Annotated in this window: 24 protein-coding genes; 16 read left to right on the top strand and 8 right to left on the bottom strand. The window is 70.9% G+C overall.

The window, feature by feature from the left end; translation table 11 throughout:
• Position 1: 1 nt before the first annotated feature.
• Positions 2-853 (top strand): sulfurtransferase, encoded by an 852-nt coding sequence (locus ACTIE5_RS26390; protein WP_439552714.1) that lies wholly within the window; start codon positions 2-4, stop codon positions 851-853.
• Positions 853-2058, top strand: a complete 1206-nt coding sequence (gene metC, locus ACTIE5_RS26395; protein ID WP_439552715.1) for a cystathionine beta-lyase — start codon at positions 853-855, stop codon at positions 2056-2058. Before ACTIE5_RS26390 ends, metC begins: the two co-directional genes overlap by 1 nt.
• Positions 2059-2185: 127 nt before the next feature.
• On the opposite strand, the gene ACTIE5_RS26400 is transcribed toward metC, so the two are convergent.
• Positions 2186-2542, bottom strand: a complete 357-nt coding sequence (locus tag ACTIE5_RS26400; RefSeq protein WP_439552716.1) for a hypothetical protein — start codon at positions 2540-2542, stop codon at positions 2186-2188.
• Between the two features lie 98 nt (positions 2543-2640).
• A complete protein-coding gene (locus ACTIE5_RS26405) occupies positions 2641-3171 on the bottom strand; it encodes a transcriptional repressor (RefSeq protein WP_439552717.1) in 531 nt (176 codons plus the stop codon).
• A 60-nt stretch (positions 3172-3231) separates the two neighbouring features.
• Here ACTIE5_RS26405 and hisI point away from each other — a divergent pair, with 60 nt between their 5' ends.
• The 4 genes from hisI to ACTIE5_RS26425 all read left to right on the top strand — a co-directional run bounded on the left by hisI (position 3232) and on the right by ACTIE5_RS26425 (position 5840).
• Entirely contained in the window at positions 3232-3705 is a 474-nt protein-coding gene (gene hisI, locus ACTIE5_RS26410) for a phosphoribosyl-AMP cyclohydrolase (RefSeq protein ID WP_439552718.1), read from the top strand.
• Complete coding sequence (locus ACTIE5_RS26415; protein WP_439552719.1) at positions 3702-4739, top strand: CobW family GTP-binding protein; 1038 nt, start codon at positions 3702-3704, stop codon at positions 4737-4739. The genes hisI and ACTIE5_RS26415 overlap by 4 nt, the downstream gene beginning before the upstream one ends.
• An 88-nt stretch (positions 4740-4827) precedes the next feature.
• Positions 4828-5478 (top strand): GOLPH3/VPS74 family protein, encoded by a 651-nt coding sequence (locus ACTIE5_RS26420; protein WP_439552720.1) that lies wholly within the window; start codon positions 4828-4830, stop codon positions 5476-5478.
• 29 nt (positions 5479-5507) lie between these two features.
• A complete protein-coding gene (locus tag ACTIE5_RS26425) occupies positions 5508-5840 on the top strand; it encodes an STAS domain-containing protein (protein ID WP_203074971.1) in 333 nt (110 codons plus the stop codon).
• Between the two features lie 101 nt (positions 5841-5941).
• On the opposite strand, the gene ACTIE5_RS26430 is transcribed toward ACTIE5_RS26425, so the two are convergent.
• The gene (locus ACTIE5_RS26430) at positions 5942-6196 is read right to left on the bottom strand and encodes a SemiSWEET family sugar transporter (protein WP_439552721.1); all 255 of its coding nucleotides are present in this window, start codon (positions 6194-6196) and stop codon (positions 5942-5944) included.
• Between the two features lie 49 nt (positions 6197-6245).
• Here ACTIE5_RS26430 and ACTIE5_RS26435 point away from each other — a divergent pair, with 49 nt between their 5' ends.
• The 5 genes from ACTIE5_RS26435 to ACTIE5_RS26455 all read left to right on the top strand — a co-directional run bounded on the left by ACTIE5_RS26435 (position 6246) and on the right by ACTIE5_RS26455 (position 11543).
• On the top strand, positions 6246-6857 hold the full coding sequence (locus ACTIE5_RS26435; RefSeq protein WP_439552722.1) for a GNAT family N-acetyltransferase: 612 nt from the start codon (positions 6246-6248) through the stop codon (positions 6855-6857).
• The gene (locus tag ACTIE5_RS26440; RefSeq protein WP_439552723.1) at positions 6854-7750 is read left to right on the top strand and encodes a carbon-nitrogen hydrolase family protein; all 897 of its coding nucleotides are present in this window, start codon (positions 6854-6856) and stop codon (positions 7748-7750) included. The genes ACTIE5_RS26435 and ACTIE5_RS26440 overlap by 4 nt, the downstream gene beginning before the upstream one ends.
• Positions 7747-8961 (top strand): lipid-A-disaccharide synthase, encoded by a 1215-nt coding sequence (gene lpxB / locus ACTIE5_RS26445; RefSeq protein WP_439552724.1) that lies wholly within the window; start codon positions 7747-7749, stop codon positions 8959-8961. Before ACTIE5_RS26440 ends, lpxB begins: the two co-directional genes overlap by 4 nt.
• Positions 8962-8989: 28 nt before the next feature.
• Entirely contained in the window at positions 8990-10744 is a 1755-nt protein-coding gene (locus ACTIE5_RS26450; protein ID WP_439552725.1) for an HWE histidine kinase domain-containing protein, read from the top strand.
• Positions 10745-10823: 79 nt separating this feature from the next.
• Positions 10824-11543, top strand: a complete 720-nt coding sequence (locus tag ACTIE5_RS26455) for an ArsR/SmtB family transcription factor (protein WP_439552726.1) — start codon at positions 10824-10826, stop codon at positions 11541-11543.
• Between the two features lie 153 nt (positions 11544-11696).
• Here the strand turns inward: ACTIE5_RS26455 and ACTIE5_RS26460 are convergent, their stop codons facing one another.
• Positions 11697-12629 carry a Gfo/Idh/MocA family protein gene (locus ACTIE5_RS26460; RefSeq protein ID WP_439552727.1) on the bottom strand — a complete coding sequence of 311 codons (933 nt, stop codon included), beginning with the start codon at positions 12627-12629 and terminating at the stop codon, positions 11697-11699.
• Between the two features lie 150 nt (positions 12630-12779).
• On the opposite strand from ACTIE5_RS26460, the gene secD reads away from it, so the two are divergent.
• The 4 genes from secD (at position 12780) to ACTIE5_RS26480 (ending at position 17582) form a co-directional block, all read left to right on the top strand.
• On the top strand, positions 12780-14366 hold the full coding sequence (gene secD / locus ACTIE5_RS26465) for a protein translocase subunit SecD (RefSeq protein WP_439552728.1): 1587 nt from the start codon (positions 12780-12782) through the stop codon (positions 14364-14366).
• 14 nt (positions 14367-14380) lie between these two features.
• Positions 14381-15337, top strand: coding sequence for a protein translocase subunit SecF (secF, locus tag ACTIE5_RS26470; protein WP_439552729.1), 957 nt, complete (start codon positions 14381-14383; stop codon positions 15335-15337).
• Positions 15334-16281 (top strand): tripartite tricarboxylate transporter substrate-binding protein, encoded by a 948-nt coding sequence (locus ACTIE5_RS26475; protein WP_439552730.1) that lies wholly within the window; start codon positions 15334-15336, stop codon positions 16279-16281. Before secF ends, ACTIE5_RS26475 begins: the two co-directional genes overlap by 4 nt.
• Positions 16282-16439: 158 nt before the next feature.
• Positions 16440-17582, top strand: coding sequence for an EAL domain-containing protein (locus tag ACTIE5_RS26480; protein ID WP_439552731.1), 1143 nt, complete (start codon positions 16440-16442; stop codon positions 17580-17582).
• 1 nt (position 17583) lies between these two features.
• Here the strand turns inward: ACTIE5_RS26480 and ACTIE5_RS26485 are convergent, their stop codons facing one another.
• The gene (locus ACTIE5_RS26485; protein WP_439552732.1) at positions 17584-18753 is read right to left on the bottom strand and encodes an iron-containing alcohol dehydrogenase; all 1170 of its coding nucleotides are present in this window, start codon (positions 18751-18753) and stop codon (positions 17584-17586) included.
• A 71-nt stretch (positions 18754-18824) separates the two neighbouring features.
• Between ACTIE5_RS26485 and ACTIE5_RS26490 the strand changes: the two genes are divergently transcribed.
• Entirely contained in the window at positions 18825-19235 is a 411-nt protein-coding gene (locus ACTIE5_RS26490; protein WP_439552733.1) for a nuclear transport factor 2 family protein, read from the top strand.
• Here ACTIE5_RS26490 and ACTIE5_RS26495 read toward each other — a convergent pair.
• Genes ACTIE5_RS26495 through ACTIE5_RS26505 form a run of 3 tightly spaced genes read right to left on the bottom strand, consistent with a single transcriptional unit; the run spans position 19221 to position 22704 of the window.
• Positions 19221-20285 carry an ABC transporter ATP-binding protein gene (locus ACTIE5_RS26495; protein WP_439552734.1) on the bottom strand — a complete coding sequence of 355 codons (1065 nt, stop codon included), beginning with the start codon at positions 20283-20285 and terminating at the stop codon, positions 19221-19223. The genes ACTIE5_RS26490 and ACTIE5_RS26495 overlap by 15 nt on opposite strands.
• The gene (locus ACTIE5_RS26500) at positions 20282-21274 is read right to left on the bottom strand and encodes an ABC transporter ATP-binding protein (protein WP_439552735.1); all 993 of its coding nucleotides are present in this window, start codon (positions 21272-21274) and stop codon (positions 20282-20284) included. Before ACTIE5_RS26500 ends, ACTIE5_RS26495 begins: the two co-directional genes overlap by 4 nt.
• Complete coding sequence (locus ACTIE5_RS26505; RefSeq protein WP_439552736.1) at positions 21271-22704, bottom strand: amidohydrolase family protein; 1434 nt, start codon at positions 22702-22704, stop codon at positions 21271-21273. Before ACTIE5_RS26505 ends, ACTIE5_RS26500 begins: the two co-directional genes overlap by 4 nt.
• Positions 22705-22712 lie beyond the last annotated feature (8 nt).

Raw genomic sequence — 22712 nt, forward strand, 5'->3', positions numbered from 1 at the left:
GATGGATAACCTCGTCACGACGGAATGGCTGGCCGCCGAACTCGGCAAGCCCGATCTCGTGGTGCTGGACTGCACCACCTACCTCCCGACCGAGAAGGGCAACGCGCCGGACGGCTTCCGAAGCGCGCATCTGCCGGGTGCCCGGCTGTTCAACATCGACAAGATCGCGGACCCGCACACGGACCTCCCGCACATGGTCCCGACGCCGGCCCACTTCGCGAAGCTGATCGGCGCGCTCGGCGTTTCCAACGACACGCGGGTGGTCTTCTACGACCAGCACGGGCTCCGCGCCTCGCCACGGGGATGGTGGATGATGCGGCTGTTCGGGCATGAGCGCGCCGCCGTGCTGGATGGCGGCCTGCCCAAGTGGCAGCGGGAAGGCCGCCCGGTGGAAACGGGCGATGCGCCCGATGCCACGCCCGCGACCTTCATCCCCGACATGGTCGCGAAGCGCCTGGCCGGCATCGGCGACATCAAGCGCATCGTCCGCCAGGGCGGGGGGGAGGCGCTGATCCTCGATGCCCGCAGCAAGGCGCGCTTCGACGGCACGGCGCCGGAGCCCCGCGCCGGCCTGCAATCCGGCCACATGCCCGGCGCGGCCAGCCTGCCGGCCGCGGATCTGGTCAATGCCGACGGCACGATGAAGGACATCGCGACGCTCAAGGCCCTGTTCGCCGCCCGCGGCGCGGATGGCGAACGCCCCCTCATCACCTCCTGCGGTTCCGGCGTCACCGCCACCGTCCTGACGCTCGGCGCGCTGCGCGCCGGGCTGCCGGAGCCCAGCGTCTATGACGGTTCCTGGACCGAATGGGCCGGCCGTCCCGAAACCCCGAAAGAGACGAGCGCATCCTGATGCCCGACGATCACGCCCCCAAGACCGGTCACGGCGCGCACGCCTTCGCGACCCGCATGTCCCACATCGCGCGGCCGGGCATCCGCACGCTCGGCTTCGTCAACCCGCCGGTGCATCGCGGATCCACCGTCACCGCGCCCTCCTGCCAGGCGCGGGTGGACAATGCGAAGCACCGCTTCGATCGGGTGATGACCTATGGCACCCAGGGCGGCCCGACCCACTACGCCCTGGAAGACGTGGTGGCGGAGATCGAGGGCGGCACCCATTGCACCATCACCGGCACCGGCCTCGCCGCCGTCGCCGTGCCGCTGCTGGCCTTCCTGAAGGCCGGCGACCGCTGCCTGATGCCGGACAGCGCCTATGGGCCCGCGCGGTCCATCGCCGAGGGGCTGATGAAGGGCTGGGGGATCGAGACGGTCTTCTACGACCCCTGCATCGATGCCGCGGGGCTGGAGGCGCTCTGGACCGCGAACACGAAGGTCCTTTACCTCGAAAGCCCCGGCTCCCACACCTTCGAGGTGCAGGACGTCCCCGCGCTGACGGCGGTCGCGAAGAAGCACGGCGCGGTCAGCATGATCGACAATACCTGGGGCATCCATCACTTCCAGCCCTTCGTGCATGGCTGCGACGTCTCCATCCAGGCACTGACGAAATATGTCGGCGGGCATTCCGACATCCTGCTGGGCAGCGTCACGGTGAACAGCCGGGACCATCACCTCATCATCCGCGCCGCCGCCTCCGCCATGGGGCATTATGCCAGCCCCGATGATTGCTGGCTGGCGCTGCGCGGCGTGCGGACCATGCCGGTGCGCCTGGCCCACCAGGAGGAAAGCGCGCTGATCGTCGCCGAATGGCTGGCCGGCCGGCCGGAGGTGCTGGAAGTCCGCCACCCCGCCCTGCCCGGCGCGCCGGGCCATGAATTGTGGAAGCGGGACTTCACCGGCGCCTGCAGCCTGTTCGGCATCGTGCTCCAGCCCCGCTACAGCGAGGCCGACGCCTATCGATTCGTGGACGGCCTCAAGCTGTTCGGCATCGGCGCGAGCTGGGGTGGCTATGAGAGCCTGGCCCTGCCGACCAATGCCAGCCTCAGCCGTTCCATCGCCGCCCCCCTGCCGGGCCAGGCGGTTCGCCTGCATATCGGGCTGGAGGATGTAGCGGACATCGTCGCCGACCTGGAACAGGGCCTGGCGTTGCTGCCCGGCTGAAGCAGCATGGGGGGGGGCGAATGCCCCCCCTGCGCCGATGCGCCTAAAATACCGGGACGCCGGTCGCGCAGCGCCCGCCGGCATTTAAAACCGCGTCGCCACCCGCCGGCAGAATACCGGGCGGCAATCAGCCCGCGTTGAATTCCAGGACCGCGGCGACATACTCGTCGAAGCCGCTGCGGCCCTTCGGCGTCATCTCATACAGCTGGGTCTTGCCGACTCGGCGGCTGGTGGTGACCGTTTCGCCTTCCATCAGGCGCTTCAGCACCAGCCTCACCGTCGGGCCGCTATACCCGGTGAGCGCCGCGATCTGATCGACGGACAGCGCAGCCGGCGCGGCGGCGGAGCCTTCATAGAACAGCAATGCGACGTCGAAAGCGATGCGGCTGTTCTTCACGCCCACTCGCTGATCAATCGTACGCAGCCGCCTCAAAAGCGCCAGCGCTGCCTCGCGCCGTGCCAGCCAATCCGCACTCTTCTTCATCGCACCGTTCTGCCAGACCAGAACTGCATTGCAACGTTCGCAAAAAAAGAATATGTACTGACTTTCCAATGGTTTCGCTCAGAAAACAGAAATGTCGATCAACCGGAAGTGGATTCCGTGTCATGACATTGCGCGCAAATTCCTTCCACTTCCACCGTCGTTCGATGAACCTGGAAGCCGAGCCGCCCCGCCGCCGCGGCCACCGCCCCTGCCACCGCCTCGTCGCAGACCTCCGCCGTGCTGCCGCAGCGGCCGCAGATCAGGAACTGATGGGGGTGCGGATGGGCGTGGGTGTGCCCGTGGCCGGGCTCCTCCGCACAGCCGACAAACGCGTTCAGCCGCTCGATCTTATGGATAAGCCCCTGTTCTATCAGGAAATCGAGCGCACGATACACCGTTGGCGGCGCCGCCCCGCGTCGTTCCCCCCGCAGCCGGTCCAGCAGCGCATAGGCGCCGATGGGCTGCACCGAATCGAGCACGAGGCGCAGCACCTGCCGCCGCAATTCTGTCAGTTGTGCCCCCCGCGCCAGGCAGGTTGCCGCCGCGCGGTCCAGGATCGCCTCGACATCACCAGCCCCGTGATGCCCGTGATGCGCCCCATGATGCGCGTGGCGCGCGTGTTCGCTCATGCCGATTCCCCGTATCGCGGCCGGCTGTCAGGCGCCGCCGGCGTGATATAGTGTATCACCATGACCGGCACACCCTCTCCCGCTTCCTCCGCCGATGCATCCTCACCCCAGGGGTCAGCCCCGGGAAACGCCGTCGCGGACCCCGCCGCCCGCGCCGCGCTGCTCGATGCCATCCGCTTCGACAGCCACGGCCTCGTCACCTGCGTCGCCCAGCAGCATGATACGGGCGAGGTGCTGATGGTCGCCTGGATGAACCGCGCCGCGGTCGCGGAGACCCTCACCACCGGCACCGTCTGCTACTGGTCCCGCTCCCGCAGCGCGCTGTGGCGCAAGGGTGAGACATCGGGCCAGGTGCAGCGCCTGGTCGATCTTCGCCTGGATTGCGATGGCGACACGGTGCTGGCCCTGGTCGACCAGACCGGCGTCGCCTGCCACACTGGCCGCCGCACCTGCTTCTACCGCGCGCTGCGCGACGGCGAACTCGCCACCATCGCGGCGCCCGAGGTCGATCCGGAAGTCCTCTACGGCCGATGATCCCCCTCACCGTCCTCACGGGCTTCCTCGGCGCCGGCAAGACCACGCTGCTGAACGCCCTGCTCAAGCACCCCGCCATGGCGGACACCGCCGTGCTGATCAACGAATTCGGGGAGGTCGGGCTCGACCACCTGCTGGTGGACCGGCTGGATGGCGACACGGTCCTGCTGAATGCCGGCTGCCTCTGCTGCACCATTCGCGGCGACCTGGCCCAGGCGCTGGAGAACCTCTGGGACCGCGTGCTGGCCGGCCAGGCGGTGAAGCGCGTGGTGGTGGAGACGACGGGCCTCGCCGATCCCGCCCCCATCCTGCACACGCTGATGTCGGACCCGCGCATCGGCGCGCGCTTCGTGCTGGATGGAGTCGTCACGCTGGTCGATGCCGCGACCGGCGGCGCGACGCTCGACACCCAGCCGGAAGCCCAGCGCCAGGCCGCCGTCGCCGACCGCATCGTCCTGACCAAGACCGACATCGCGCCGGCCGAAGCGACCGCGGCGCTGCGCGATCGTCTCGCCGCGCTCAACCCCGTGGCACCCATCCTGGTCGCGTCGCATGGCGCGATCGATCCCGCCCTGCTGCTGGCCGCCGGCCCCTATGACCCCGCGGTGAAGGCGCCCGATGTCGCCGCCTGGATCGGCGCCGCCGCGCCCCACCACGACGGGCATCACCATCATCACCACCACGACCCCAACCGCCACGACGCCCGCATCCAGGCGCTTTGCCTCGAATTCGACGCTCCCCTCCCCTGGGACGGCCTCGCCACCTTCCTGGAGATGCTCGCCATGACGCGCGGCGCCGCGGTGCTGCGCATGAAGGGCATCCTGGATCTGGTGGGGGAGGACCGGCCCGTCGCGGTGCATGGCGTGCAGCACATCTTCCACCCGCCGAAGCGCTTGGCCGCCTGGCCGGAAGGGGAGGCCCGGCGGTCGCGCCTCGTCTTCATCCTGCGCGACCTCGACCCCGCGGTGGTGCGCGATGGCCTTGCCGCCTTCATCGATGCCGCGGGCCAGGCGCCTGCCATCGTGTCCGCCTGACAGTCTTCCCCCCGCGTTGACTCACCCACCGGCACGCGCGACGCTCCGCCACTGCCGAATGTGACAGGCAAGGGAGTTCGGAAACGCCATGCCGCTGACAATGCCGGAGGAAATCCTCCTCCTGATGCTGGATGACGAGACCGGGCGCCTGCAGGAACGCGCCGCCCCCTCGGGCGATTTCGCCATCGCGGGCGCGGTGCTCGCGGAACTCGCGCTCGCGGGCCGCATCGATACCGACCCCACGCGCCTCTATGTCGTGAATCCCGCGCCGACCGGCGATGCGCTGCAGGACCGCGCGTTGGCGCAGATCGCCGCGGCGACGGACACGCAGGACAGCCGCCACTGGATCGAGACGCTGGCCGCCGATGCCGATGACTACCGGGAAGCGCTCTTTGCCCGCCTGGTCTCCAAGGGCATCCTCAAGCGCGTCGAGGGCCGCTTCCTCTGGGTCTTCCCGGAACGCCGCTACCCCGTGATCTCGGACAAGGAGGAACGGGAAGTGAAGGCGCGCATCATGGGCGTGCTGTTCAACGACGAAATCCCCGATCCTCGCGACTCGATGCTGATCGGCCTCTGCCGCGCCGGCGGCCTCTTCTCCCTCCTGCTCTCCTCGGCGGAGCTCGATCGCGTGCAGCCGCGCATCGACGCCGTGGCGGACCTTGAGGAGCTGAACCGGTCGCTCGCCGATGCGATCCGGGAAATCTATGCCCAGATCGCGCGCTACGCGCCGATGGTGTAAGTCAGCCGGGACAAGACAGGACAGGCTCCATGGACATCACTGAAAGCTCCGTTTCCGGCGTGAAGGTCGCTGCCCTCAAGGGCCGGCTCGACACCGCGACCGCCCCCGCGGCGGAAGGCGCCATCCTCGGCATGCTCGAAGGCGGCTCCAAGGTCGTGGCCGACCTGGCGGAGGTCCACTACGTCTCCTCCGCCGGGCTGCGCGTGCTGCTGAAGGCCGCCAAGCAGGCCAAGGCCGGTGGCGGCAGCTTCGCCGTCGCCTCCCCCCAGGCCCCGGTGCGGGAAGTCCTGGAGATCAGCGGCTTCGACAAGATCCTGAGCATCCACCCGACCCGCGACGCCGCCGTCGCCGGCCTGGCCTGACCATCTGTTCCCTCCCCCGCGCTTGCGGGGGGTTGGCGGCACTGCCGCCAACGCCAGGGGCTGGTCAGGGTGGGGGTCGGCGCAACCACCCGGGCAATAGCTCACCCCCGCCGCAGCTTCACCGTCAGCAGATACATCGTCAGCGGCACGGTCACGAGGTTGGCGGCGACCAGGCCCGTGGATCCCTTGAGGAACCCATAGGCCATCCACAGCGTGTTGCCCGCCACCAGCAGCACCAGCAGCCCCAGGCTGAAATCCCGCGCCGATCGCGTCCGCCACGTCTTCACGGCCTGCGGCACGAAGGCGGAGGTCGTCATCGCCCCCGCCAGCAGCCCGATCGCCTCGATCCAGTCCACGCGGCCATTCCCCTTCCCTGCCCGGCAGCCGCCCCCTATGCATCCCGCCATGGCACCAGTCTATCCGACCCCCGGCCATCTCACCTTCGAGACGTTGTCCGGCCCCGCGCTGCACCCGTTGCTGCCGGCGCTCGCCGGGCTGCGCATCGCCGTCTTCGCGGAATGGCCCTACCTCTACGAAGGGGACGCGGCCTACGAACAGACCTATCTCCGCGCCTATGCCGATGCCCCCGGCGCCGCCGTCGTGGTCTGCCGGGATGGGGACCGGGTGGTGGGCGCCGCCACCTGCGAACCGATGACGCAGGGCCACGCCCCCGTCCGCCAGGCCTTCGAACAGGCCGGCCTCGACCCCGCCCGCTACTGCTATTTCGGCGAATCGGTGCTGCTGCGCGAATACCGCGGCAAGGGCGCCGGCGTTCGCTTCTTCGCCGATCGCGAGGCCCAAGCCCGCCGCCTCGGCCTGCCCCACGCCACCTTCTGCGGTGTCGACCGCGCGGCAGATGACCCGCGCCGCCCGCCCGGCCACGTTCCCCTCGACGCCTTCTGGCGCAAGCGCGGCTACCAGCCCCTGCCCGGCCTCGCTGTCACCTTCTCCTGGAAGGAGATCGGCGCCACGGCCGAAACCCCCCACCGCCTGTCCTTCTGGGCGAAGGCGCTGTGACGGCCCCGCAGCCCCGCCCCCTCCGCCTCGGCCTGCTGGGGTGGGAGGTCGGGCACCCCGCGACCGTCGCCGATTTCGCCGCCCGCCTTGATGCGCGCCTGGACCAGGCACGCGGCCAGGCCGACCTTGTCCTGCTGCCCGAATACGCCTGCGTCGAACTCGGCGCCGGGCTCGCCGGCAATACGGCGCCCGACGAGGCGACCGAACTCCGCGCCATGGTCGCCCATGCCGATGCCATCCTTGCCGCCATGCGCCAGGCCGCCATCCGCAGCGGGTTCTGGCTCGCCCCCGGCACCCTGCCGGTGCGGGAGGGCGATCGCGTGGTGAACGTCGCCCCCCTCATCGCCCCCGATGGCCGCATGGCCTTCCAGCAGAAGCGCATGATGACGCGGTTCGAGGATGAACGCTGGGGCGTCGCCCAGGGCGCCACGCCGCAGGTCTTCGACACCCCCTGGGGCCGCATCGGCATCTCCGTCTGCTACGACGTCGAATTCCCGAAGCATGTCCGCGCCCAGGTCGAACAGGGCGCCTGGCTGATCCTGGCGCCCTCCTGCACGGACAGCCTGCACGGCTTCGCCCGCATCCGCATCGGCGCCCAGGCCCGCGCGCTGGAAAACCAGTGCTTCGTCGCCGTCGCCCCCACCATGGGCCTCGCGCCCTGGTCCGCGGCGCTGGATGAGAATCACGGGCAATGCGCCGTCTACGGCCCGCCCGACCGCGGCTTCCCGGCCGATGGCGTTGTCGCCGCCGGCGCGCCCGACCAACCCGGGTGGATGTTCGCGACGCTCGATCCCGCGCTGATCGACCATGTCCGCGCACATGGCGCCGTGCGCAATCACCGCGACTTCCCGCGGGGCCCCATGCCAAGGCCGGAGGTCGCGTCCTTCGAATGACCGCACCCCTCATCTACATCGTCGCAGGGGAGGCCTCCGGCGATGTCCTCGGCGCCCGCCTTGTCGCGGCACTCCGCGCCCATGACCCCGCCATCCAGGTGGCCGGCATCGGCGGCGACCGCCTGGCCGAACAGGGCATGCCCTCCCTCTTCCCCATGCGCGAATTGTCGCTGATGGGGCTGATCGAGGTGCTGCCCAATATCCGGCGCCTCGCCCGCCGCCTGAACGAGACGACGGCCGACATCACCACCCGCCGCCCGGCCGCCATCGTCACCATCGACAGCCCCGGCTTCACGCTGCGCCTCGCGGAACGCGTCCGGCCGCTCGGCATCCCCATCATCCACTATGTCGCGCCCCAGATCTGGGCCTGGCGCCCCGGCCGCATCGCCAAGATCAAGGCGCGCGTCGACCGCATCCTCTGCCTGCTGCCGTTCGAGCCCGTGATCTTCGAGGCCGCGGGCATCCCCGCCGATTTCGTCGGCCACCCCGTGCTCGAATCCGGTGTCGATGCCGGTGACGCCGCCCGCTTCCGCACCGCCCACGCCATCCCCCCCGGCGCGCCGGTGCTGATCGTCATGCCCGGCTCCCGCCGCATGGAGGTGCAGCGCCTGCTGCCCATCTTCGGCGCCGCGCTGCGCCTGCTCGCCCCCCGCCATCCCGGCATGGTCCCGGTGCTGCCTGTCTCCGCCGTGGTGGCGGATGCGGTGCGCGCGGGCACGGCGGGCTGGCCGGTGCGGCCCATCCTCGTCACCGACCTCGCGGAGAAGCACGATGCCTTCGCCGCCGCGGCGGAAGGCGGCGCCGGGCTCATCAAATCCGGCACTTCCTCCGTGGAGATGGCGGTGGCGGGAATCCCGCACCTCGTCGCCTATCGCGTGAACCCGATCACCGCCGCCATCGTCCGGCGCCTGGTCCGCGTGCCCTTCGCCAGCCTGGTGAACCTGCTGGCCGAACGCCAGGTGGTGCCCGAATACCTCCAGGAAGCCGCCACCCCGGAAGCCCTGGCGGAGGGGCTGCACGGGCTGCTGGCCGATGGCGCCAGCGCCGCCGCCCAGCGCGCCGGCTTCGCGGAGGTGCTGGCGAAGCTCCGCCCCGATACCGGAAGCCTTCCCAGCGCCGCCGCGGCCGATGTCGTGCTCAGGCACGCGGGCGATGTCGTGCTCAGGCACGCGGGCGATGCCGTGCTCCGGCAGGTGAAGTTGTCCGGCTGAATCCGCCAACCCCTGCAACTCCGGGCGTGTGGCGGAGGTTCTAGCGGTCGCACATCCCACGGGGGACCTTCCGCTGCGTAACCGGCACGTCAGCGAGCGCGACGAATTGCTCCGCCAGCAGACCGTGCTCGCCCGCTTCGGCGAATTCGCACTGAAGGCGGAGGACATCGACGCCATCCTGACGGAGGCCTGCCGCCTCGTCGGCGAAGCGCTCGGCACGGATCTCGCCAAGGTCATGGAACACGAACACGGGCACGACCGGATGCTGGTGCGCGCCGGCGTCGGCTGGAAGCCCGGCGTGGTGGGCCAGGTCCGGGTCGGGCTGCGCGACGACGCGGCGGAGTTCCTGGCCCTCACGAGCGAAGAGCCCGTCATCACCACCGACACGGCGCGGGAGGACCGCTTCCGCCTGCCCCGCTTCCTGGTCGATCACGGCGTCCGCGCCTTCGTCAATGTCCTGATCCTCGGCGCCGACAGCCGCCCACCCTTCGGGGTGCTGGAGGTGGACAGCGTCACCCCGCGCGAATTCCTGGAAAGCGACGTCGCCTTCCTCCGCAGCTACGCCAACCTGATCGGCGGCGCGATCGAAAGGCTGCGCGCCATCGCGGCGCTGCGTGCCAGCAACCAGGAACTGGAACGGCGGGTGGAGGAACGCACAAGCGAACTCCGCCGGGCCAATGACCGGCTGAAGCAGGCGGCGCGGGAACGCGACCAGGTCCAGGCCTCGCTGCGCGAAGCCGCGGGGATGCAGACGGTGGTGGAACACCTGCCGATCGGCGCCGCGCTGATCGCCCCGTCCGGGGAGGTGATCATCGGCAACCCCGAATTCCGCCGCCTGCTGGGCCGGCCGCGCATCCCCTCGGTCGATAAGGGGCATGACACGGCCTGGGTCGGCTTCGATGCGGAAGGACAGCGCATCCAGCCGCGGGACTTCCCCGGCGCCCGCGCGCTGCGGGGGGAGGTGACGCTGGGCGTCGATTTCCTGCACGCCATCGATGACCAGCCGGCGCGCTGGTGCCGCGTCAGCGGCGTGCCCGTGCATGGCCCGGACAAGCGGGTGATCGGCGCGCTGGTCGTGATGATCGACGTGGATGACGAACACCGCGCCCATGAACGCCAGGCGCTGCTGACGCGCGAAGTGGACCACCGCGCCAAGAACATGCTGGCCGTGGTCCAGGCGGCGCTGCGCCTGACGCGGGCCGAGACGATCGACAGCTTCGTCCAGGCGATCGAGGGCCGGATCGCCGCCCTGGCCCGGGCGCAGACCCTGCTGGCCGCGGACCGGTGGTCCGGCGCCGATCTCCGCAACCTCATCCAGGGCGAACTCGGCCCCTTCCTGGTCGGCGCGGCACCGGGGGAAGGCACCGATCCGGCCGGCATGGCGCCGCACGCGGTGCTGTCGGGCGACAGGGTCGTGCTGCCGGCCGGAGCCGCGCAGCCCTTCTCCATGGCCATCCACGAACTCGCCACCAACGCCATCAAATACGGGGCGCTGTCCTCCCCCACCGGCCGGCTGGCCGTGACCTGGACGGTGGATCGCCCGGCGGGCCACCTGCTGCGGCTGCGCTGGGCGGAAACCGGCGGCCCGCCCGCCGCCCCCCGCCGCAAACCGGGCTTCGGATCCCGCGTCCTGCACGGGACGGTGCAGGACCAGCTCGGTGGCCGCGTCACCATGGCGTGGGAGGCCGAGGGCCTGGTCTGCGATCTGGAAATCCCGCTGCGCCGCGCCGCGCCCGACGCGACCTGGGCCGACCCCTTGCACTCCCCCGATCCTGCCGGCTGATCCTTTGGCCGCCACCGAAGCCCGCGGCGCCCTGCCATGCCAGGATGGCGCGAGGCAGCATGCGGGAGGAGGATGGCCCATGCCCAGCATCAACGCCCTGGCGGAAACCGCCGGCCTGGTCGGCGACCCTGCCCGCGCCGCCATGCTGGCCGCACTGATGGATGGACGCGCCCTGACCGCGGGCGAACTCGCCACCATCGCCGGCATCGCGGCCCCCACCGCCAGCGGCCACCTGGCGAAACTGACGGCGGCCGGGCTGCTGGCCGTGGAACGCCAGGGCCGACACCGCTACCACCGCCTGGCCTCCCCGGGCGTCGCGCGGATGCTGGAGGGGCTGATGGCGGTGGCGGAGATCGCCCGGCCGAACCGCCTGCCCACCGGGCCGCGGGACGCCGCGATGCGCGCCGCCCGCACCTGCTACGACCATCTGGCCGGGCAACTCGCCGTCGCGCTCGCCGATGCCATGGTGGCGCGGGGGGTCCTGGAGCTCGGCCCCGATGGCGGGGCCGTCACCCCGGCCGGGCTGGGCTTCCTCGAGACGCTCGGCATCGCCCTGCCACGGCCCGGCGGCGGCCGGGTCTTCTGCCGCCCCTGCCTCGACTGGTCCGAACGCCGCCCGCATGTCGCGGGGCAGCTCGGCGCCGCGCTCTGCACCCGCTGCCTCGACCTCGGCTGGGTGCGGCGGCGGCGGGATGGGGAAGCCGGCGGGAGGCCAGGCGGGCGCACGCTGCTGGTGACGCCGGAAGGCGCGCGCGGCTTCCGCGAGGCCTTCGGGGTGACCGTGCCGGCCAGCGTCTGATTCCGCTGGCCTGGCGCCGCTGTTCCGCCTATGTTCCAAACACCATGGGGCGTGCCGGAGCCTCCCCGCGGGCACCCCGAAAACGGTGCTAAAACCACTAAAGAGGCTAAATCGACTAAAAAATTGAGGCCCGGGCCGAGGCGGAACGACGCCTCACCCGATAGCCGCCTCCACCGCCAGTGCCACCTTCAGCGCGGCGATCCCCTCCGCCGCCCCCACTTCCGGCGGCACGCCATCCAGGCAGGCCGCCACGAAGCCGGCCTGCTCGGCCTCCAGGCTGTCATGGTCGGTCCAGCCGCCACGGTCGATGCCATAGCCCGGCATGGTCGCCACCGCCTCCGCGCCGCCACGCCGCAGCACCGCCAGCGACCGGCCGAGGAAATCGACGCTCATCTCGCCCTCCGTCCCCAGCACCCGCAAGCGCCGTTCCATGGCGAGGGAGATGCGGGATGCGGTGATGGTGGCGGACCGCCCGCCGCTGAAGCCGAGGCGCGCGACGGCGAAATCGGCGTGGTCCGACATCACCCGCGCGCCCGTCGCCTCCACGGTCGTCGGCGCCTCCCCGGCCAGGGCCAGGACCAGGTCGATGTCATGGATCATCAGGTCCAGCACGACGGACACGTCCAGCGACCGCGGCCGGAAGGGCGCCGCGCGCACGGCCTCCCAGTGCAGCGCTGTTCCGCCGGCGGGCGCCTGCCGCACCGCGCGGAAGGCCGCCGAGAAGCGTTCGATATGGCCCACCTGCAGCACCTTGCCCGCGGCCAGGGCCAGCGCCGCCAGGTGCTCGGCCTCCGCCAGCGTCCCCGCGATGGGCTTCTCCAGGAAAAGGTGCCGCCCCGCCGCCAGGACCTGCCGGCCGAGCGACCCGTGGAAGCGCGTCGGCGCCGCGACGATCACGGCATCGGCGCGGGCGATGGCCTCCTCGGCCGCCAGGGCCGGCACGCCGCATTCGGCGGCGATGGCGGCGGCGCGGGCCGGGTCGGCGTCATGCAGGCCGATGAATTCGACCCGCGGCGCCTTCGCCGCCTTCAGCGCGTGGAAGCGCCCGAAATGCCCGCAACCCAGCAGCGCGACGCGGAGAGCCATGCCGAAACACCCTTCATCAAGCCTTCCACGGGATACTCCCTCCCGCGCGGGCTTGCATCAGGGGGGGGTCCCGCGCATGTTCCGCCCGTGTGGAACCGCCCCGCCCGGGGCAGGGGCCTCCTTGACCTTGGCCAGGATTCCGTTGCGCCCATGATGTATTTCGCCCGCTGGAAGGCGCTCGCGGTGGTTGGCGTGTGCCTCCTCGGCATGCTGCTCTCCGTGCCGAACCTGCTGCCGCGCAGCGTTCTGCCCGATTGGGCGCGCCAGATCAGCCTCGGCCTCGACCTTCGCGGCGGGTCCTACCTGCTGCTGGAGGTCGATACCTCCGCCATGGTCCGGGAACGGCTGGAAGCGCTGGTCGATACCGCCCGCCGCGGCACCGCCGCCGCCAATCCGCGCATCCTCTACACCGGCCTGAACGCGAACCAGGAGCAGCGGCGGATCACGCTCCGCGCCTCCGACCCCGCCCGCGCCGCGGACATCGCCCGCCTGCTGCGGGAGGCCGCCATCGCGGTGCCCGCCGGCGCCGGCGTGACCCAGCCGGATATCGAGGTCACGACCAGCCCCGACGGCACCGTGACCGCGACGCTGACGGAAGTGGCGCTGCGCGCGAAATCGGCCGGCGCCGTGGAGCAGTCGATCGAGATCGTCCGCCGCCGCATCGACGAGACCGGCGTGGCCGAGGCCCTGATCGCCCGCCAGGGCCAGAACCGCATCCTGGTACAGTTGCCGGGCGTGGAAGACCCCGCCCGCATCAAGGACCTGCTGGGCCGCACCGCCCGCATGACCTTCCACCTGGTGGATGAGACAGCGAACCTGCAGGCCCCCACCCCGCCCGCCGGCACCATGTTCCTGCCCGGGGAACGCGGCCAGGAACGCTACGCCGTGCGGCGCCGGGTGGAAGTCGATGGCGCCAACCTGACGGATGCCCGCGCGGGCCAGGATGGCCGGACCGGCGAATGGGTGGTGAATTTCGCCTTCGACAGCGTCGGCACCCGCCGCTTCGCGGAGATCACCCGCCAGAATGTCGGCCGCCCCTTCGCCATCGTGCTCGATGACAAGGTCATCACCGCCCCGGTGATCCGCGAACCCATCACCGGCGGCCGCGGCCAGATCAGTGGCAGTTTCGACGTCCGCGGCGCCAACGACCTCTCCGTCCTGCTCCGCGCCGGCGCGCTGCCCGCGCCGCTGACGGTGGTCGAGGAGCGGACCGTCGGCCCGGAACTGGGTGCCGACGCGATCCGCGCGGGCCTGCTGTCGCTGGCCGCCGGCACCGCCTTCGTCTTCCTCTACATGGGCCTCGCCTACGGCTTCTTCGGCTGGCTCGCCAACATCGCCCTCGTGGCCAACGTCATCATCATGGTCGGCATTCTGAGCGTGATCGGCGCGACGCTGACCTTGCCCGGCATCGCCGGCATCGTGCTGACGCTCGGCACCGCGCTCGACGCCAACGTCCTGATCAATGAACGGATACGGGAGGAGACGAAGCTCGGGCGACCACCGCTCAGCGCGCTGGAAGCCGGGTTCAGCAAGGCGTCAGGCACCATCCTGGACAGCAACCTGACGAATTTGATCGCCATGGCCTGCCTCTATGCCTTCGGCTCCGGCCCCGTGAAGGGCTTCGCCGTCACCGTCGCCATCGGCACCATCGTGCAGATGTACACCGCGACGGTGGTGGTGCGGCTCCTGGTCTCCATCTGGTACCGCCGGCGCCGCCCGGCCGTGCTGCCGGTATAAGGGGCAGACACGCCATGTTCCGCCTTCTCGCCCGCCCGCTGTTCCGCCTGGTCCCCGACAACACCCGCATTCCCTTCATGCGCGGTGCCATCATGGGCCTCATCGTCTCCGGCATCCTGTCCACCGCCTCCATCATCCTGGCCTTCTATCCGGGGCTGGAGCGCGGGATCGACTTCAAGGGCGGCATCATCATGGAGGTCCGCACCCCCCAGGCGGCGGACCTGGCGCGGGTGCGCGGCGCCGTCTCCGCGCTCAACCTCGGCGATGTCGGCGTGCAGGAATTCGGCAGCCCGGACCAGCTGCTGGTCCGCCTCCCCGTGCAGGCGGATGAGGCCGGCACGCAGCGCGCGGTGAATGCCGTCCGCTCATCGCTCGAAGCCACCACGCCGGGCACCCGCGTGCTGCGGGTGGAAGCCGTGGGCAACCGCGTGTCGGCGGAGCTGTTCCGCGGCGGCATGATCGCGCTCGGCATCAGCCTTCTCGCGATGCTGCTCTACATCTGGTTCCGCTTCGAATGGCAGTTCGGCATCGCGGCCATCATCACGCTGATCCTGGACGCCACGAAGACGGTGGGCTTCCTGGCGCTGACGCAGATCGAGTTCAACCTGCAGACTGTGGCGGCGATCCTGACCATCATCGGCTTCAGCGCCAACGACAAGGTCGTGGTGTTCGATCGGATGCGGGAGAATCTGCGCAAGTACAAGCAGATGCCGCTGCGTGAACTGGTGGATTTGAGCATCAACGAGACGCTGAACAGGTCTCTCGGCACCTCGATGACGCTCTTCCTCTCCGCCGTGCCGCTGGCGCTGTTCGGGGGCGATGCGCTGGGCGGCTTCGCCTGGACCATGCTGTTCGGCATCGTCATCAGCGCCTCCTCCTCCGTCTTCATCGCAGCCCCGATCGTGCTGTTCACCGGCGCGAAGTCGCTGCGGCGCGATACGGCGGCGGTGCCGCAGGCCGCCGCGCCGTGACGCTGCTCCGCCGCCGTTCGGCGCTGCTGCTGGCCGGGGCCGCGCTGCTGCCCGCCCCGGCGATGGCATCGCGCCGCAACCCGGTGGAACTGCTGGTGGGCGCCCCCGGCGGGTCGCCCGCCGATCTCTGGGCGCGCAGCGTCGCCCCCTTCCTGGAACGCACCCTGCCGCGCCTGGCGCTGACGGTGCGCAACCACCCCGGTCGCGGGGGGCTGGAGGCCGTGGCGCTGCTCGCCAGCGCCCGGCCCGAGCAGAAACTGGTCAGCGTCGTCACCACGCCGCTCCTGCTGGCCCGCGCGGTGGAGGCCGGGGAGGCCTCGCCAGCGGAGCGTATCGCGCCCCTCGCCTCCGTGATCGAGGAAAGCATGGTGCTGGTCGGCGCCCCCGCCGGCCCGCCCGACATGGCGGCGTTGCGGGCGCTTGGCGAACGCGGCACGCTCGGCACCCCGCCCGCCGGCAGCGCGGCGCATTTCGCCGGGCTTCGGCTGGAAGGGCGGCTCGACCTGGCGCGGCTCGCCTTCCCCTCCGCCACCGCCGCCCGACAGGCCGCCATCTCCGGCCATGTCGCGGCCGCCGTGCTGGCCCTGCCGGACGCCATCGCCGCGCTGCGGGAGGGCAAGCTGGTTGGAATCGGCATCGCGTCGGCCCGGCGCAGCACGCTGCTGCCGGATGTGGCGACGCTGCGCGAACAGGGGCTCGACCTCGTCGCCTCGGCGCAGCGCGGCTTCGCGATCAACCCCGCGGCGCCGGACGTCTTCCGCGCCGGCCTGCTGGCGGGGCTGGAGGCAATGGCCGCGGACCAGGATTTCGCCACCCAGGCCGCCACTCTCGGCCAGAATGCCCGGTTCCTGGGCCCGGATGCCTGGGGGCGCGTGCTGTCCCGGGCGGATGGGGAATTGCGGCGCCTATGGGCGGAGGAGCCCTGGCTACCCCGCCGCGCCTGACCTTCACCGGCAACCAACCATAAAGATTTTTTTTCGCGGCAATTGAGACGCCGTTTCATTGACCAACCGGCTTTGCTACACGTAGCAGGCGCGTCAGCCCCTGCCGATGCGCGTCGTGAAGGCCGCGCCGATGCGGCGGTCGGGGAGACGGTGTCTTGATGCTCAGGCGCTCCCGCCGCGCCATGGCGGAGCCCGGTACGGTGCTGCTGGTGGCCAGCGACCCGCTGGTGATCGCGGCCACGCGCGATGCGGCGCAGCGCATGGCAGGACCGCCCGCTGTCCTGGTGACGACCGGTGCCGAGGCCCTCGGCCGCCTCGTCGGCCCCGGCCTGGCCCCGCGCCACCTGGTGCTGGAAGGCGGCGACCGCCACAGCCCCGCCTTAATGAGCGCCCTGCGCGACCCCTTCAGCGGCACTGGCGTCGTCGTCGTCCACCGCCCGGGCCTTCCCGCCACGCCTGGCCTGCGCAGCGTCGATGCCGAAGGTGCCGCCCTGGCCGACGCCCTTATCGCCGGCGGCACGCCGGGCGAGATGCCGGCCAGCGACGTCGCGGCCCTCGCCGCCGGGCTGGACCGGGGGGAGATCACGGTCCGCTTCCAGCCCATGGTCCGCATGGCAGACCGCCGTCCCGTCCTGGTTGAGGCGCTGGCGCGCTGGGAACGCCCCGCCGCGGCGCTCGGCGCGGATCGCTTCATCCCGATGGCAGAACGCGGTGGCCTCGCCGCCCGGCTGACGCGGGCGGTGGCCCGCCGGGCACTCGGCGAACTGGCCGCGCTCGGTGCGCCGTACCGCCTGCGCATGTCCTTCAACGTCCCCCTCGCCGTGCTGGTTGAGGGCGACATGGCCTGCTGGCTGGATGCGGAGGTCCGGGCCGCCGGCCTATCATCCGATTCGCTGCTGCTGGAACTGACGGAGAGCACGGAGGTGCGGGACACCGCACTGCTCCGCCGCGCCCTGACGCGCCTGGCGCGACGCGGCTATGGCGTGCTGCTGGACGACCTCGGCCTGGACGACAAGCGGCGCAGCCTGCTGTCCCTGCCCTTCGCCGGCGTGAAGCTGGACCGCAAGCTGGTGCTGGCCATGCCGCAGAACCGCCGCGCCCGCGCGACGGTGGAAAGCCTGGTCCAGCAGGCCAGGCGCCGCGGCATGGTGGTGGTGGCGGAGGGCGTGACCGACAGCCTCACCTGGCGCGCCGCTGCCGCTGCGGGTTGCGACGTGGCGCAGGGCTTCGGCGTCGGCCGCCCCCTGCCCCCGCCCGCCTTGCCCGCCTGGGGCGCGGCCTGGCGGGCGAGCCTGGGCTGAGCTACCGGCCGTAGGCCTCCCGGTACAGGGCGACGATCTGGTCAGCATCCGGCACGCGCGGGTTGTTGCCCGGGCTGCCGGAGGCGAGGGCCTGCTGCGCCATGGTCGGCAGCAGCCCGTTCCACTTGTCGGCGTCGATCCCCCAGCCCGCCGGGCTCGGCACCTGCAGGTCCCGGTTCAGGGCGCGCAGTTCCTCCACCAGCGCCTGGGCGGCGGATTGGTCGCCCTCCTGCTCCGTCGCCACGCCCATGACCCGCGCGGCTTCCGCATAGCGGGCACGCCCGGCTTCGAGGCCGAAGGCCGTCACGGCGGGCAGCAGCATGGCATTCGACAATCCGTGCGGGACGTGGAAATGCGCGCCGACGGGCCGTGACATGCCATGGACCAGCGCGACCGAGGCATTGCTGAAGGCGAGGCCCGCGAGCGTCGCGCCCCGCATCATCGCCTCCCGCGCCTCCGCGTTGGACGGATCCGCCCAGACGCGCCGCAAATTGGGCGCGATCAGGCGCATGGCGCTGCGGGCATAATCGTCGGAGACCGCATTGGCCCGCTTGCTGACGAAGGCCTCCAGCGCATGGGTCAGGCTGTCGATCCCGGTATCGGCGGTGATGCGGGCGGGCAGCGTGAAGGTCAGCTCATGGTCCACCACGGCCGCGAGCGGCAGCGCGCCGAGGCCCGCGATCAGCATCTTCTCGTCGCTGGCCGTATCCGTGATGACGGTGAAGCGCGTCGCCTCGCTGCCCGTGCCGGCCGTGGTGGGCACGCAGATCACGGGCACGGCGCCGGTGTTCGCTGCGGCCGGCACCTTGAAGGCGCGGATATGCGTGCCCGCGGGCGCCGCGGCGAGGATCGCCATGGCCTTGGCCGTGTCCATCGGGCTGCCGCCGCCGAATCCGACCAGGCAGTCATAGGAACCCGCCTTGAGCACGGCGACGCCGGCCTCGATCACCGTATCCGTGGGGTCCGGCACCGTGTCGCTGAACACGGCGAAGGAAAGCCCCGCCGCGCGCAACGGCGCCAGCGCGCGTTCCACCATCCCGGAGGACACCATGAAGGGGTCCGTGACAACGAGCGGCCGCGACAGGCCAAGCTGCGCCAGCACCTCCGCCAGCTTCGCCACCGACCCGCCGCCCATCAGCATCAGCCGCGGCGCCACCAATTGCATGACCATGGCCGGCCCTCCCTTTTGACGGGCGGAGATTACGGGCAGGCTGGACGGACGGCCAGGGAGGGCGCGGCAGGATGACGCAGGATGTGCTGGCGGCCTGGTACGCCGCCATCAGGGCCGGTGATTCGGCCGCGCTGGCGGCGGTCGCCACGCCCGACCTCGCCATCACCTATTCCGGCCGTCCCGGCCTGCTGCCCTGGAGCGGCAACTGGCACGGCGTGGATGAGGCCATGCGCTTCTTCGCCGCCGTGGCACAGCACCTGGAGGTGCTGGAGGTGACGCCGCTTCGCCGCGTGACGGAGGGCGACACCGTGCTGGTCGTGCTGTCCGGCCGCTGGCGAGCGCGTGCCACGGGGCGGGAGGTCGCCGCGCGGGTGGCGAATGTCTTCACCCTGCGCGAAGGCCGCGTCGCTGCCTATGAAGTCTTCCACGATACCGCCGCACTGTGGGAGGCGCTGCGCGGCGACGCCCTACCCGATGCCTGACGCGCGCCGTTCCTTCGCCGCGGCATAAAGCGCCAGGCGCCGTGTCGCGAGTTCCGACAGGCCCTCGCCCGCCTCGGCCTCGAAGGGCGGCAGCGTCTCGGCCAGGTGGCAGGCGACGCGCGTGCCGGCGGCGATGTCGCGCAGCGCCGGCATTTCCTTGCGGCAGATGTCCTGCACGAAGGGGCAGCGCGTGTGGAAGCGGCAGCCGCTCGGCGGGTTCATCGGGCTGGGCACGTCGCCACCGAGTGGCGTGACCTGCCCGCGCCGGCGCGGATCGGGGTGCGGGATCGCCCGCAGCAGGGCGCGCGTATAGGGATGGCGCGGCATGGCGAACAGGTCGCGCTTCGGCGCCGTCTCGACGATCTGGCCAAGATACATGACTGCCACGCGATCAGCCATGTGCCGCACCACGGCCAGGTCATGCGCGATGAAGAGGTAGGACAGCCCGAACTGCCGTTGCAAATCCTTGAGCAGGTTGACCACCTGCGCCTGGATCGAGACATCCAGCGCGCTGACGGGCTCATCGCAGACGATGAGGTCCGGCTGCACCGCCAGCGCGCGCGCGATGCCGATGCGCTGGCGCTGGCCGCCGCTGAATTCATGCGGGTAGCGCTGTGCATGGAAGGGCGCGAGGCCGACGAGGCGCAGCAATTCCTGCACCCGGGCCTCCCGCGACTTCGCATCGCCGATGCCATGCACCTCCATCGGCTCGGCGATGGTCTCGCCGACGCGGAGCCGCGGGTTCAGGCTGGCATAGGGGTCCTGGAACACGACCTGCACGCGGCGCCGCAGCGTGCGCAAGGCGGCACCCGACACCTCCTGCCCATCGAAGCGGACCGTCCCGGCGGTGGGCTCGATAAGGCGGAGCACGAGGCGCGCGGTGGTGGATTTCCCGCAGCCGGATTCGCCGACGAGGGCGAGCGTTTCGCCCCTTTCGATGCGGAAGGACACGCCATCAACGGCCCGTACCGTGCCGACCTGGCGCGCCACCACGATGCCCTGGCGGACGGGATAATGCTTGGTAAGGTCGGTGACTTCCAGCAGGCTCATCGGGCGAGTTCCACCGCGCTTTCGACCGGGGCGCGGATGCAGGCGGCGAAGTGGCCGGGCTCGATCTCATCCAGCGGCGGCTGGGCGGCGGTGCAGGCCTCGATCGCAAAGGGGCAGCGCGGGTTGAAGCGGCAGCCCTGCGGCAGCGCGAAGGGCGGCGGCACCGCGCCCTCGATCGCCAGCAGGCGGTCACGATCCTCATCGAGGCGGGGGACGGAGCCCAGCAGTCCGAGCGTGTAGGGATGCTGCGGGCTGCCGAAGAGATCGCGCGCGCTGGCGCGTTCCGCGACGCGGCCGGCATACATCACGGCGACCTCATCGGCCATTTCGGCGACCACGCCGAGGTCATGGGTGATGAGGATGATGGACATCCCCGTCTCCGCCTGCAGGTCGCGCAGCAGGTCCAGGATCTGCGCCTGCACCGTCACGTCCAGCGCCGTCGTCGGTTCATCGGCGATGAGCAGCTTCGGCTTGCAGGCGAGCGCCATCGCAATCATCACGCGCTGGCGCATGCCACCACTGAGTTGGTGCGGAAATTCGTCGTAGCGCCGCGCGGGTGCCGGGATGCGCACGCGTTCCAGCGCGGCGATGGCGCGTTCTTTCAACTCGGCGGCGCCGGCGCGCGGATCATGGGCGCGCATCGCCTCCGTGATCTGGAGCCCAATGGGATGCACCGGGTTCAGGCTCGTCATCGGTTCCTGGAAGATCATCGCGACCTGGCCGCCGCGCACGGCGCGCATCTCGCTGGTGGAAAGCGTCAGCAGGTCACGCCCTTCCAGCAGCACGCGCCCGGCGGCGACACGCCCCGGCGGCGGCACCAGGCGCATGATGGAAAGCGACAGCATGGACTTGCCGCAGCCGCTCTCCCCCACGATGCCGAGGGTGCGGCCGCGCGGCACGTCCAGGCTCACGCCATCCACCGCGGCGATGTCGCCATTGGCGCTGCGGAATACCGTCCGCAGCCCCTGGATTTCGAGGAGCGGGCTCACGACCACCGGAAGGTCGGCGGGCTCGATACCTCGACCGGACGATGTGCCCAATCCTGCGAGGGCGCTCGCTCCACGATGCGCTTCTGCGCCTCGTTCAGATGCTCCGCCGCCGCGGCGTAGTCCATGGTCAGCACCTCGCCATCGCCAACGACCTTGATGCCATCGACGAAGACGTCCTTCACCGCGCGGTCGCCCGCGGCATAGACCAGGCTGCGGACGGGGTCGCGGGAGGGGCGCATGCGGGGATGGGTGACATCGACCAGCACGAAGTCGGCCCGCGCGCCGGCGGCGAGGCGCCCGATATCGTCGCGCCCCAGGGCCTGCGCGCCGCCGACCGTCGCGGCGTCGAACAACTCCGTCGTCGTCATGCTCCGCGGGTCATTGGCCTGAGTGCGGGCGAGGTAGGCGGCCAGCCGCATCTCATCCAGCATGTTGTGCGGATAGGTATCGGTGCCGAGGCCCATGTTCACGCCGGCACGCTTGTACCGGCCGAAATGCTTCAGCGTGATGCCGCGGCGCGCGAAGACGGTCGGGCAATGCGCGACCGTCGTGCCGGTTTCCGCCAGGCGCTTCATGTCCGTATCCGTCCACCACTTCGTGGAGGGATGGTCGTCCAGGAAGATGCCATGGCCGATGATGCTCCGCTCGCTCAGCAATCCCATGCTGTCGAGCCAGCCGATCGGTGTCTTGCCGTGCCGGCGGGTGATCTCGTGGAACTCGACCACGGATTGCGCGGCATGGATCTGCCAGGAGACTCCGCGCTTGCCGGCTTCCTGGAAGCTCTCCTTCAGCAGCGTGTCCGTGCAGGTATCGATCTGCGCCGGCACGACCATGCCGAAGAGGCGGCCGCTCTCATGCTGCTCCGCACGTTCGATCAGCGTCAGCGCTTCCGCCATAGCCTTCTCGCCGGCGGCCTCGTCCCATTCGTATTCGACGACATGGCCGTTCTTGGTGAACCACTTCGCCGACTTGAACATGGGCGCGATGCAGACGCGCATGCCGGATTCCGCCAGCAGATCCATCCAGCCGGGATGGGCCATGGACAGATCCGCGACCGTCGTGACGCCGGAGAGCAGGAGTTCCGACAGCGCCACGCGCACGCAACTCGGCACCGCTTCGGAATCCGCGCGGAAGATCGGCATGAATTCATAGAGCGAGGAATTGTAGAGGCCGGGGCTGCCGATCTCATCGATCAGCCCCTTGTTCATCGGCTCGCTGGAAGGGTGCGAGTGGATGTTGACCAGGCCGGGCATGACCATCAGGCCGCGCCCGCTGATCTCCTCCTCCGCCGGGCCGGTGTAGCCACGGCCCACGAAGGTGAGGGCCCCACCCTCGAACGCCACATCGGCGTCCGAGAGATAGGTGTGGGACTTGGTCGAAGCATCCCAGGCGACGACGAGGTCCGCGTTGCGGATGACGGTGATGGCCATGCCCGTGG

Origin of the sequence: Falsiroseomonas sp. (assembly GCF_051859025.1) — a bacterium.
Taxonomy (GTDB): domain Bacteria; phylum Pseudomonadota; class Alphaproteobacteria; order Acetobacterales; family Acetobacteraceae; genus Falsiroseomonas.